The following is a 12542-nucleotide window of genomic DNA, read 5'->3' as shown; positions in this document are numbered from 1 at the left end:
GGGCTGCTTCACCAGATGCGGGGCGCTTGGAGATCGCGGGGATCGTCAGCCGGCTGACAGCCGTGCGCGCTCTCCGTGTACTCCGTGCGCGGGCCACTCGTGGCGAGCGTGCGTACCGCGTCGACGAGCCGGTCCACGTGCTCACGGGTCGTCCCGAGGCCGAGGCTGGCACGGACCGCCGTACCGTGCTCGGGGGAGCCGGCCAGGAGGTGGCCGACCAGCGGGTGTGCACAGAACTTGCCGTCCCGGACACCGATGCCGTACTCCGCGCTCAGCGCCGCAGACACCAGCGTCGAGGTCAGACCGGCGATCGTGAAACAGACGGTGCCGACACGGTCCGCGTCCTCGCCGAAGATCGAGTACGTCGTGACGTTGTCGATCTGAGCAAGCCCGGCGCGCAAGCGGGCCAGCAGGCTGCGCTCGTGCTGCTCGATGGCGTCGCGGTGCTTGCTGATCGCGGCACACGCACTCGCCAGGGCAATGGCGCCGATGACGTTCGGGGAGCCGCCCTCGTGGCGGGCCGGGCCGGTCGTCCACACCACAGTGTCGCTCGTGACCGCGTGGGTCGCGCCGCCGCCGTGCAGGTACGGGTCGGCGGCGTCGAGCCAGTCGGAGCGGCCGATCAGCGCACCCGCGCCGTACGGCGCGTAGAGCTTGTGACCGGACAGGGCGACCCAGTCGACGTCCAGGGTGGCGATGTCGACCGGGCGGTGCGGGGCGAGCTGCGCGGCGTCCAGGCAGACGCGCGCGCCGTGTGCCTTGGCCACCTTGGCGATGTCGGCGATCGGGAAGATCTCGCCGGTGACGTTGGACGCGCCGGTGATCACCACGAGCCGCGGTGCCTCAGGCGCCTGGCGGAGCGCGTCGGCGACACGGGTCACGGCCTCGGCCGGGCTCGACGGCGCGGCCAGGCGAACGGTCCGCTCGGCCGGCCAGGGCAGCAGCGCCGCGTGGTGCTCGGACTCGAACACGATCACGGTCGCGTCCACCGGCACCGCGCGGGCCAGCAGGTTCAGGGCGTCGGTGGTCTGCCGGGTGAAGATCACCTGGTCGTCCGCACGGGCCCCGACGAACGCGTGCACCTCGGCGCGCGCCCGCTCGTACCACTGGGTGGTGATCCGCGAGGCGTACCCGTTGCCGCGGTGCACCGACGCGTACGACGGCAGCGCGGCCTCGACGCTGGCCCGGACGGACTCCAGACACGGCGCGCTCGCACCGTGGTCGAAGTTCGCGTAGTCGGTGACGCGGCCGTCGGCGAGCGGGACCAGGAGGTCCGAGCCGACCGTGGCCGGGATGCTGCCGGTCGCGAGCCGGGCGATCGCCGGCCGCGGGGTCGTCGTACTGGCCGGCTCGAGAATGGACAGGATCGACATGATGCTGCTCCCAGGGAAGTCCGCACTTGCCGAACGGGGTATCCGCACGGCCTGGTCTTCACCCGGGGCACCCCACCGCGGAGGAGGGTTGCCGGCCAGCTAGCCGGGGCTTGTCGCTGACACTCATGACCTGCCGAGAACGGTAACGAACGGGATACGGGCACCGCCAGTGCCTATCTCATGTGATGAGATGGCCGAACACATCGTGGGACAACGTGAGGAATTCGATGACCTGGAGAGCACCTGCCGTCGAGCGACCGGACGGCTCGCTGACCGCACCCGAAGCGGAACTGCTGCACGGCTACCTGCAGTTCTACCGCACCACACTGCTCTTCAAGTGCGCGGGGCTGACCGCCGAGCAGTTGGCCGAACGGCCGTCACCGCCGTCCAACCTGTCGCTGCTGGGCCTGATCAGGCATCTCACGAAGGTCGAGCGGATCTGGTTCCGCATCCACTTCGCCGACGAGCCCGCCGAGCCGCTGTTCGCACCGGAGCTCGGCAAGGACGCGGACTTCGAGTTGATCGACCCTGCTGACGCGCAGGCGGCGTACGACGGTCTGATCGCCGAGTGGAAGCTCTCTGACGACGCTGCCTCCGGTCACTCGCTGGACGACCGCTTCACGTTCAACGGCACGGAGTCGACGCTGCGGATGATCTACATCCACCTGATCGGCGAATACGGCCGCCACTGTGGTCACGCCGACCTCTTGCGGGAGCAACTCGACGGCACCACAGGCGCGTAACACGACCTGCCGCACCCCTAGGCTGCCGCCGTGCCGTTCACCCTCGCCCACCCTGCGGCCGTGCTCCCGCTGTTCCGCCGGCCCTTCGTGGCGTCAGCTCTGGTGGCCGGTGCGGTGGCGCCTGACCTGCTGTACGTCGACCCGATCTACCGGATCGCCACGCGGCAGATCAACGGCAACTTCACGCTGACCCTCACCCACGAGTTCACCTCTGCTTTGTGGCTGGACCCGTTGCTGGCAGTGCTGCTGCTTGCTGCCTTCAACGTGGGCCTCAAGCGGCCCCTGATTGCTCTCGCACCACCTCTGCTCGCCAGTCGGCTGGAGACCTTTCGCCGGCCGTTCCGCATCCCAAGCGTCGCTGTCGTGCTCTGGACGGTCGTATCAGCCGTGGTGGGAGCGGTCACTCACGTCGTCTGGGACTCGTTCACCCACGGTGACGGCTACTTCGTCCGCCAGTTCCCCGGGTTCTTTCGGGCTCAGGTGACAGGAGCGTGGGACGTCAACCGCATCCTCCAGTACGTCAGCACAGGGGGCGGCTGCCTCGTCCTCGCGGTGTGGCTCTATCGCTGGTACCGCCGTACGGCACCGCAGCCTGTCGACGAGCGCATGCCGACCTGGATGCGATACCTCGTCTACGTCGCGGCCATCGGTCTGGCGGTCGGAGGAGCGGTCATGGAACTCGGCAGGGTCGACGGCGGGTTCGGCGGCGAAATCGGCGTACGCACGGTGCTCACTGGCCTCATGTCCGGCGGTCTGATCGCTGTGGGTGCGTACGTCGTTGTGTGGCACCTGGAGCGATTGCGACGGCGTACACACGTTCCGTGACGCTACGGATGGGGCAGCGTGACCGGCGTGTGACACATGGGACTCAAGGGGTAGTCGGGGTAGCCTGATCGATATGGCGACCCGCACGTCTTCCCCGGCGCGGGCGCAGAAGTCGGCAGCTAAACGGCCGAGCACGGCCCGTTCGGCTGCCGGTGGACGCTCCCGTCCGTCAGGCGCCCAGAAGCGTGGGCAGAGCACGAAGCGCGGCGGTGGATCCACCGCCGCGCGGACCAGCACGCCCAAAAACAGCGGACCGGGCCCGTTCGCGGCCGCCATGCTCGCGCTCTGCCGCGGGGTGGTGAAGATCTGGATCGGGATCGCGCACCTGCTCGGCGGCATGGTGCGGGGGATCGGCCACAGCGCCCGTGACCTGGAGCCGGAGCATCGCCGTGACGGTGCCGGCCTGTTCCTGATCGGCCTGGCGGTCGTCGTGGCCGCCGCGATCTGGTGGGATCTCCCGGGCTCGGTCGGCGACGGCGTACGGACGGTGGTCGGCGGCAGCATCGGCATGCTCGGCTGGGCCCTGCCGCTGATGCTGGTGGTCATCGCGATCCGCACGCTGCGTCACCCCGACCGCAACGGCCCAGCCGGCCGTCAGGTCATCGGGTGGACCGCGGTGAGCCTCGGCGTACTGGGCCTGATCCACATCGCCAACGGCCTGCCGCGGCCGAGCAACCCGGCCGACGGACCGCTGCGAGACGCCGGCGGCGCGATCGGGTACTTCGTCTCGTCGTTCCTCTCGGACCTGCTCACGCAGTACGTCGCAGCACCGCTGCTGGTGCTGCTGTCGATCTTCGGCGCCCTGGTGATCACCGGGACGCCGGTCTACGCGATCCCGCTGCGGTTCCGGGCGGCGTTCGACGTACTGATGGGGCGGACCGAGCTGCCGGAGGACGCTCCGTCCGTGATGGCGGCTCCGACCGACGACACGGTCCGATTGACCCGCAAGCAGCGGCGCGCCAAGGCCGAGCTCGAGGAGGACGGCGAGCCGACCATCAAGCCGTACGACTCACCGGTGCTCGAGGAGACCCCGAAGCGCGGCCGCAAGGCGAAGGCGCAGCCGGTGTTCGAGGAGCCATACGACCGCGACGACGCACCCTCCGCAGCCGCGGTCGAGCCGGCCTTCGAAGCACCCGCCCCGAGCAAACCGCCGGCACCTGCCCCCGAGCCGCCGCCGCACACGCCGCTGCCGCAGCGTGTCGAGCAGCTCAGCCTGTCCGGCGACATCACGTACACGCTGCCCGACGGGCAGATGCTCAAGCCGGGTTCGATACACAAGGCGCGGACCAAGGCGTCCGACGCGGTGGTCGACCGGCTGACCGAGGTGTTCGAGCAGTTCGGCATCGACGCGCAGATCACCGGCTACACCCGCGGCCCGACAGTCACCCGGTACGAGGTCGAGCTCGGCTCCGCGGTCAAGGTCGAGAAGGTCACCGCGCTCTCCAAGAACATCGCGTACGCCGTCGCGTCGGCCGACGTCCGGATCCTGTCGCCGATCCCGGGCAAGTCCGCGATCGGGATCGAGATCCCGAACGTCGACAAGGAGACCGTCAGCCTCGGCGACGTGATCCGGTCCGCGACCGCCCGCAACGACCACCACCCGATGGTGGCCGGGCTGGGCAAGGACGTCGAGGGCGGCTTCGTGGTCGCGAACATGGCGAAGATGCCGCACCTGTTGGTCGCGGGTGCGACCGGCTCCGGTAAGTCGGTATTCGTCAACTCGCTGATCACCTCGATCCTGATGCGGGCCACGCCCGACGAGGTACGGATGATCCTGATCGACCCGAAGCGGGTCGAGCTGAACCACTACGAGGGCATCCCGCACCTGATCACGCCGATCATCACCAACGCCAAGAAGGCGGCCGAGGCGCTGCAATGGGTCGTCCGCGAGATGGACATGCGGTACGACGACCTCGCGGCGTTCGGGTTCCGGCACGTCGACGACTTCAACAAGGCGGTCCGCGGCGGGAAGGTGAAGCCGCTCCCGGGATCCGAGCGCGTGCTGACGCCGTACCCGTATCTGCTGGTGATCGTCGACGAACTCGCCGACCTGATGATGGTCGCACCGCGCGACGTCGAGGACTCGATCGTCCGCATCACCCAGCTGGCCCGGGCCGCCGGCATCCACCTGGTGCTCGCCACGCAGCGGCCGTCGGTGGACGTCGTCACCGGTCTGATCAAGGCGAACGTGCCGTCGCGACTGGCGTTCGCGACCTCGTCGCTGGCCGACAGCCGGGTCATCCTCGACCAGCCGGGTGCGGAGAAGCTGGTCGGTCAGGGTGACGGCCTGTTCCTGCCGATGGGCGCGAGCAAGCCGATGCGTATTCAGGGCGCGTGGGTGACGGAGTCCGAGATCCACGGCGTCGTCGAGCACTGCAAGGCGCAACTGGAGCCGACGTACCGCGAGGACGTCACCGCGGCGCCGGGGCCGAGCAAGGACCTCGACGACGAGATCGGCGACGACCTCGATCTGGTGGTGCAGGCAGCGGAGCTGATTGTTTCCACCCAGTTCGGCTCGACGTCGATGCTGCAGCGTAAGCTCCGCGTCGGCTTCGCCAAGGCCGGGCGGCTGATGGACATCCTGGAGAGCCGCGGCGTCGTCGGTCCCAGTGAGGGTTCGAAGGCCCGGGACGTCCTGGTCAAGCCCGACGACCTAGAGGACTTCATCACCACCCTCCGAGGAGAGTGAGACCGTGACCGCCGCGAGCGCACTGCCCAGGCACGACAGATTCGACGTCGACCCCGAGCCCGTGCCGTTCACCGTTCGCGCTTCGCAGCGGGTGCACGGCGGGCTCGCCGCCGGCGCGGCCCTGGTCGCGATCGGCTTCGCGGCGTCGGCGTCCTCGAGTCCGGCCGGCATCCTGCGCTGGATCGTGGCGGCCGCGTTCGCCGTACTCGCCGTGGTGTGCGCCCGCGCGCTGACCGTGGGGGACATGCTGGTCGCCGACGACGTCGGCATCCGCCTGCGCATCGGCAGCGAGTGGGTGGGTACCCGGTGGGAGGACATCGAAGAGGTGACGGTGCTGCAGCGGCGGCATCCGCTCGACGACGGGCGGATCGCCGTACATCTGCAGGATCCTGGGCCCGTCCTCGGTGCGCTGCCGAGTTCGACCCGCAAGACAACCGATGCCAACCGCCGCCTGACCGGATCCTCACTCGCGATACCGTTCGGTCTGACGGCCCGGCCGTCCAACGGGGACGTGGTGCAGGCACTGCACATGCTGGCCGATGCCAGATGTCCGGTCAGGGAACAGCTCTGACTCGTCCGTGACCCCGACGAACCCAAGCCGTTGAGTTGATGTCGTTGTGTTGATATCGATGCACCGGCTGTCGATGGTCCGCGCGAACAGGTCGGACGAGGAGAGGATGGTGGGGACGTGAGCATCGGCAGCGAGCTCACGGCGGCCCGCGAACGGGCTGACATGACGATCGAGCAGCTGAGCGCCGCCACCCGGATCAGATCCGGGCTGCTGATCGCCATGGAGGCCGACGATTTCTCCCGCTGCGGCGGGAACTTCTACGCCCGTGGGCACATCCGGTCGATCGCTCGCGTGGTCAAGGCCGACCCCGCACCGTTGCTCGCCAGCTTCGACGCCGAACATGCCGTCGAGGAGGAGAAGTCCCGGCGCGAGGAACGCGCCGCGGCCAAGGCCCCGACCCTCCGCCCGGCCCGTCCGCGCTGGGCCCTGGTGGTCGGCGCGATCCTGGTGATCCTGATGGGCTGGGGGATGGTGCGGCTCTTCACGCTGCCCAGTGACATCGAGGCCAACGCTTCCAAGACCGCGACCACCACGGCAACGGTCACGACACCGACCCCGAAGGCATCGCCGCAGCCGACGGTGCGACCCACGAAGAAGCCGACGTCGGCCAAACCGCCGGCGCTGCAGACCGCGCTGAGACTGACCGCGACGGGCGACGGTACGTACCTGACAATCCGGGACAGGAAGAATCGCCGCCTTTTCCAGGGCCGCCTCAGCCCGGGCATCGCGCAGTCCGTCACCAGCGCCGGCGACATCCGCGTGACCGTGGGCAATCCCGGCAACCTCGTCGTCGTGCTCAACGGCAAGCGGATCCCCACCAAGCTCTACAAGTTCACCGCGCACCCGAACGGCACCCTCAGCAAGACCACCGCCAACCAGTAATCAGGCTTCTGAGTTAGGTACGGACGTGCACAGCGCGTCATACTCGTGGGGATGACTACGCCACCCACCACCGTCGCCCTGGTCACGCTGGGCTGTGCCCGTAACGATGTCGACTCCGAGGAACTCGCCGGCCGGCTCGAAGCCGGCGGATTCCAACTGGTCGACGACGCCGCCGAGGCGGACACGGTGGTGGTGAACACCTGCGGCTTCGTCGAGGCCGCGAAGAAGGACTCCGTCGACACGCTGCTTGCGGCCGCCGACTACAAGGACTCCGGCCGCACGCAGGCCGTCGTCGCGGTCGGCTGCCTTGCCGAGCGGTACGGCGAGCAACTCGCGGACGCTCTCCCGGAGACGGACGCCGTACTCAGCTTCGACGACTACACCGACATCTCGGACCGCCTCCGCGCGATCCTCGCCGGCACCAAGCACCAGGCCCACGTGCCGCGCGACCGCCGCAAGCTCCTCCCACTGGCCCCGGCCGATCGCCACACCATTGCCGGTGTCGCAATCCCCGGCCACGGCGACCCGTCCGAGACCTCCGCCGGCGGCGGGCGGACGGCTGTGCTCGGTGACCACATCCCGGAGGCGCTCCGGCCGGTCGGCTCGGACGCTCCAGGCGAACTCAAGGGACGATTCGTCACCGGCGCACCGGAAGAGCTGAAGATCGACGCCCCCGACCTCGCGACCGCCCCCGCCAGCGGCCCCCGCGTCATGCGCCGCCGCCTCGACGGCGGCCCGATGGCCCCGCTGAAACTCGCCTCCGGCTGCGACCGCCGTTGCGCGTTCTGCGCGATCCCGATGTTCCGCGGCGCCTTCATGTCCCGCCGTCCGGCCGAGGTACTCCGCGAAGCCGAGTGGCTCGCCGAGAACGGCGTACGGGAGCTCTTCCTGGTCTCCGAGAACTCCACCTCCTACGGCAAGGACCTCGGCGACCTCCGCCTCCTCGAGACGCTGGTCGGCGAGATCGCCCAGGTCCCCGGCATCATCCGCGTCCGCGTCTCGTACCTGCAGCCCGCCGAGATGCGCCCCACCCTGATCACCGCGATGACCGCCACCCCCGGCGTCGTCCCGTACTTCGACCTGTCCTTCCAGCACGCCTCCGGCCCGCTCCTGCGCCGGATGCGCCGCTTCGGCGACTCCGAGCGCTTCCTCGAACTCATCGCCCAGGTCCGCGCCGCCGCCCCGACCGCCGGCATCCGCAGCAACGTCATCGTCGGCTTCCCCGGCGAGACCGAAGAGGACGTCGACATCCTCTGTGACTTCCTCTCCCGCGCCGGCCTGGACGCGATCGGCGTCTTCGGCTACTCCGACGAGGACGGCACGGAGGCCGAGACGTACGACGGCAAACTCGACGAGGACACCATCGCCGACCGCCTGGACCGCGTCACCCGCCTCGCCGAAGACCTCACCTCCGCCCGCGCCGAATCCCGCATCGGCGAACTCCTGGAGGTTCTCGTCGAGTCCCTCGACTCGGCGGACTCCGGTGACGCCGAGGGCCGTGCGGCGCACCAAGGCCCCGAGGTGGACGGTATGACGACGGTGACCGGTCTCCCGGAGGGGATCCGGGTCGGGGATCTGGTCTCCGCGAAGGTGGTGTCGAACGACGGTGTCGACCTGATCGCCGAGTTCGCGGCACTCGTGGACACCCCAGACGCCCGCTCGGCAGCTAACCTGACCGCGTGACCAACCCGGAGACGAACCCGGCGCCGCACGCAGCCGACGGCCATCTCCACGCGCCCAGCGCCTGGAACGTGCCGAACGCGCTCACGGTTCTCCGCTTGGTCCTGGTGCCGCTGTTCGTCTGGCTCCTGCTCCGCGACGGCGGCCACGCCACCGGCGACCGGCTCCTCGCGACCGCCGCGTTCGTCGTCGCCATCGTCACCGACCGCTTCGACGGCGACATCGCCCGCCGCTGGAACCTGGTCACGAACTTCGGCAAGATCGCCGACCCGATCGCCGACAAGGCCCTGACCGGCGCCGCGTTCCTCGGCCTCTCGTACCTCGGCGAACTCCCGTGGTGGGTTACCGTCGTCGTCATGGTCCGCGAGTGGGGCGTCACCGCCCTCCGCTTCTGGGTCATCCGCCACGGCGTCATGCCCGCCAGCCGAGGCGGCAAGCTGAAGACGGTCCTCCAGGCGGTAGCGCTGGGCCTCTACCTCCTCCCATGGCAACACTTGGCCCTGATCCACTGGCCCGCAGTAGCGATCATGGCCGCCGCCGTCGTGGTAACGCTCGCCACCGGCCTCGACTACCTCTCCCGAGCCCTCCGCCTCAGAGCCGCGGCCAAACGTCCGCTCCCGTAGCTACGAATCGGCCAGCCAGGAAAGCATTTCGCCGCGGAGCCAGCAGCGGCCGACCGCCGTGGCCTGCATTGAGGCGTGCTCGAACACGCCCAAGCCGATGATGCTGTGCCCCGACGCCCGTCGATCGCCGTACGTCGGCATCCCCGGCGCGACCCCGACCCCCTCAACCGACACCCACGCCACCGGCCGCCGCGTGGCCGCCTCGTCGAGCCGCTGGAGAAACCGCAACCGCCCATCGAGATCCAGCCCCGACAACGCCCAGGTCGTGATCACCACGGGGAGTACGTCGTCAGGCACCGAGGCGATCGCATCCGGCACAACGTCGACCACGCCACCTCGCACCAGCACCGGAGGAGCCGCCTCCGCCAACGCCAGTTCCGCGTCGAGCCTGGTCAACCGCTGCACCTGATCCGGCGGTACACACGCCCGCAGCCAGCGCGCCTCGTCCACCTCGGTCACATCAATCGGGTCAACATCGACCACAACCCGAGCCGCAACCTCCGGCATCGCATGTTGCGGCACGCGCCCTTCACCTACAACTGACGCCGACACCTGCACCGCAGAATCTGCGTCACCCAACGACTGCCCGTTGGAGTACGAGATCCCTACCCGGTCAACCGCCAGATTCAGCCCAGCCGACCGCCCCACAGCGATCAGCCCAACCGAGGGTGCTCCAACCCGCCGTGCCACCTCAGCAACGGCCGGATACAGCACCGCATGCCGTCCACCCTCGTCCCCCCGAACCTTCCGCCCGGCACCAACCTCCAAAACCAAGTCCCCCGCCCGCCGAACCACCTCAACAGCCACCGCCCCAACCACATCCAGCCCGGCTGCATCCGTCGTGGCATTGGCAGCGGCAGCGGCATTGGCAGCGGCAGTGGCGGTGGTGGCGTTTGCGGCGGCGATGGCTTCGGCCAGGTCAGGGGCCTGGCCGGACAGGGCGAGATGGTGAAGTGCGGCGAGGATCGCGGTCGGATGCCGGCGTCGGGCCGGCGCACTCTCGATCACTCGTAGCGCATCAGGTGACTCGCTCAGGGCAATCGCCATGCGCGCGTGCAGCGGCGAAATCTTCAGCCCATCGCCTTCACCGAACCGCCGATACGCCTGCGCGAGAGGACGCCCGCGCACCCCACTCTTCGTGCTCCCACCAGTCGCCTCCGGCATTCGAACGAGTCTAGCCACGCACACCCCACCCAGGCCGCGACCTGAACCGAGCCGGGGCTGTCCAGGGCACTGCTCGGCCCGGAGAGGCGACTCAGCCGGTGCCGGAAAGGCGGTTCAGCCATTCCGGAGAGGCGGTTCAACCGGTGCCGAAGGGGCGATTCAGCCAGTGCCGGAGGGGTGGTTCAGCCAGTGTCGGAGGGGTGGCTCGGCTCGTGCCGGAGGGGTGGCTCAGCTGGTGTCGGAGTTGGGCCTGCGGCGCAGCCGGTCGGTGGTCCGGCCGATCGCCGCGATTTCCCCGGCCAGGTGCGGGTGGGTTTCCTGCAGGTGCGGTTCGGCCTTGACCAGCAGACCGAGGAGGGCTGCGGTGTCCGCGTCGCCGAGGGCCTCGAACACCTGGTCGACGCTGTCCTGGGTCGCGGAGTCGAGGTCTTCCAACGCGGCGATCTGTGCGGCGAGCCGGCGCAGCTCCGCGGCGTTGGCATCGGCCCATCGGGAGACCGCGCGTTGGCCGGCGCGACGGTCGCGGGCGGCCTGCACCCGTTCTTCTCCGGTCATCCCGACGCGGTCCGCGCTGTGCGGGTTCAGGCGCAGAAAGCGGCGTTCGGCCGCCTGGCGGCTGGCCACCCCGAGCACAGGGGCGATCGCGGCCCAACTCGCGCCCTCGGCGCGGGCCGCTCCGATCAGCAGCGGCTCCCAGGCGGCGAGCTGGTTCTGCACGGCATGGAGCTTGGTCAGCGCCGCCAGCATCTGCGCTGCGCCGGCACCGTCCCGGCCCGTGGACGCGACGCCCTCGCCGTCGGGAGCGAGTTGTCGCACGGTTCTCTCCACCGCGGCGATGTCGGCGGCCGCCGAGGACTGTGTGTCATCTCTGTCGCGCGTGTCGTCTCGATCGTGCGCGTCGTCTCGGTCGTATGTGTCCTCTGCGTCGTGCGTGTCGTCCGGCGTGTCGGTGCCTCTCACCTGATCACCTCCTTCAGCTCAGTATGTCAGCGATTGGATGACAAGTGCCACTTGTCATCGTTTCGTTGACATGTTATAAGGGAAGTGCGTGTTGACACCACTGTGCAAGCGATCACTCAGGAGGTGTAAGGACGATGTTGATGCGCACCGACCCGTTCCGCGAGCTGGACCGGTTTGCCCAGCAGTTCTTCGGAAGCCAGACGCCGGGCACGTGGTCACGCCCGACCCCGATGCCGATGGATGCCTACCGGCAAGGCGAGCAGTACGTCGTGTCGTTCGACCTGCCCGGGGTCTCACCGGACGCGATCGACCTCGACGTCGAGCGCAACGTGCTGACGGTGAAGGCCGAGCGCCGGCCGCTCGAGCTCGGCGACGGCGTGGAGATGCAGGTCTCCGAACGGCCGCTCGGCGTGTTCTCCCGGCAGCTGTTCCTGGGCGACACCCTGGACGCCGACCGGATCGAGGCGAGCTATGACGCCGGCGTACTGACCCTCAAGATCCCGATTGCCGAGAAGGCCAAGCCGCGCAAGATCGCGATCATGGACACCGGCAGCGACCGCAAGCAGATCGACGCCTGACCAGCAACCTGACACCGCCGTCACCGGCGGGCACTTGTCGATGAGGTGAGATCGATGAGGGCGACCAGCACAGAGCGCACACTCGACGAGGCCGACGTCTTCACGGACTTCGTGCTCGCCGACGACGAGCTGGTGCGCGAGGAGTTCGACGCCCTGATCGCTGCCTGTTGGGAAGCACCGTGCGAACCACCCACCCGGATGCCCGGTCCGGCCGCCGGACCCTGGGCTTGGCGGCCACCACGCCGATGGCCGCGCCGGGTGGGCTTCCGGCACAGTCGCGTGCCTCGGCGGCGGCCGCACAGCCGCCAGCGCGGGCCTCCGCGGGAGCGAAGCAACTACTGACAGACCTGACCGAAACGGCCCTGTGTACGGAGGAGGTGAGGACCCCCGACATCGATGGAATCTTGACCCGGTGATGCGGCGCCCGCCTATCACACCCTCGACCCAGCGGCGT

Annotated in this window: 12 protein-coding genes and 1 riboswitch; of the genes, 9 read left to right on the top strand and 3 right to left on the bottom strand. The window is 69.3% G+C overall.

What is annotated here, in order from left to right; translation table 11 throughout:
• Positions 1-8: 8 nt before the first annotated feature.
• Entirely contained in the window at positions 9-1373 is a 1365-nt protein-coding gene (locus tag EV647_RS03780) for an aminotransferase class V-fold PLP-dependent enzyme (protein WP_133998445.1), read from the bottom strand.
• A 17-nt stretch (positions 1374-1390) separates the two neighbouring features.
• A riboswitch (SAM riboswitch) is annotated at positions 1391-1504 on the bottom strand.
• A gap of 96 nt (positions 1505-1600) precedes the next feature.
• Here EV647_RS03780 and EV647_RS03775 point away from each other — a divergent pair.
• From EV647_RS03775 to pgsA, 7 genes are all read left to right on the top strand, one after another.
• Positions 1601-2116 (top strand): DinB family protein, encoded by a 516-nt coding sequence (locus tag EV647_RS03775; protein WP_133998442.1) that lies wholly within the window; start codon positions 1601-1603, stop codon positions 2114-2116.
• Positions 2117-2146: 30 nt separating this feature from the next.
• On the top strand, positions 2147-2941 hold the full coding sequence (locus tag EV647_RS03770; protein ID WP_133998439.1) for a DUF4184 family protein: 795 nt from the start codon (positions 2147-2149) through the stop codon (positions 2939-2941).
• Positions 2942-3014: 73 nt separating this feature from the next.
• Positions 3015-5630, top strand: coding sequence for a DNA translocase FtsK (locus EV647_RS03765; RefSeq protein ID WP_202876032.1), 2616 nt, complete (start codon positions 3015-3017; stop codon positions 5628-5630).
• Between the two features lie 4 nt (positions 5631-5634).
• Positions 5635-6201, top strand: a complete 567-nt coding sequence (locus EV647_RS03760) for a hypothetical protein (protein WP_133998436.1) — start codon at positions 5635-5637, stop codon at positions 6199-6201.
• Between the two features lie 117 nt (positions 6202-6318).
• On the top strand, positions 6319-7083 hold the full coding sequence (locus EV647_RS03755) for a helix-turn-helix domain-containing protein (RefSeq protein ID WP_238175119.1): 765 nt from the start codon (positions 6319-6321) through the stop codon (positions 7081-7083).
• A gap of 51 nt (positions 7084-7134) precedes the next feature.
• On the top strand, positions 7135-8766 hold the full coding sequence (gene rimO / locus EV647_RS03750; RefSeq protein WP_133998433.1) for a 30S ribosomal protein S12 methylthiotransferase RimO: 1632 nt from the start codon (positions 7135-7137) through the stop codon (positions 8764-8766).
• Entirely contained in the window at positions 8763-9386 is a 624-nt protein-coding gene (gene pgsA, locus EV647_RS03745; RefSeq protein WP_133998430.1) for a CDP-diacylglycerol--glycerol-3-phosphate 3-phosphatidyltransferase, read from the top strand. Before rimO ends, pgsA begins: the two co-directional genes overlap by 4 nt.
• On the opposite strand, the gene EV647_RS03740 is transcribed toward pgsA, so the two are convergent.
• Positions 9387-10550 carry a DUF2332 domain-containing protein gene (locus EV647_RS03740; protein ID WP_133998428.1) on the bottom strand — a complete coding sequence of 388 codons (1164 nt, stop codon included), beginning with the start codon at positions 10548-10550 and terminating at the stop codon, positions 9387-9389.
• 228 nt (positions 10551-10778) lie between these two features.
• On the bottom strand, positions 10779-11510 hold the full coding sequence (locus EV647_RS03735) for a hypothetical protein (RefSeq protein WP_238177015.1): 732 nt from the start codon (positions 11508-11510) through the stop codon (positions 10779-10781).
• A gap of 134 nt (positions 11511-11644) precedes the next feature.
• Here EV647_RS03735 and EV647_RS03730 point away from each other — a divergent pair, with 134 nt between their 5' ends.
• On the top strand, positions 11645-12088 hold the full coding sequence (locus tag EV647_RS03730; protein WP_133998425.1) for an Hsp20/alpha crystallin family protein: 444 nt from the start codon (positions 11645-11647) through the stop codon (positions 12086-12088).
• 54 nt (positions 12089-12142) lie between these two features.
• Positions 12143-12430: a hypothetical protein gene (locus tag EV647_RS03725; protein ID WP_133998422.1), complete on the top strand. Its 288-nt coding sequence runs from the start codon at positions 12143-12145 to the stop codon at positions 12428-12430.
• The last annotated feature ends 112 nt before the right edge of the window (positions 12431-12542 follow it).

The organism is Kribbella sp. VKM Ac-2566, assembly GCF_004366005.1.
Taxonomy (GTDB): Bacteria; Actinomycetota; Actinomycetes; order Propionibacteriales; family Kribbellaceae; genus Kribbella; species Kribbella pratensis.
Note: the sequence above shows the minus strand (reverse complement) of the source record. Positions and strands in the feature narration are given on the sequence as shown.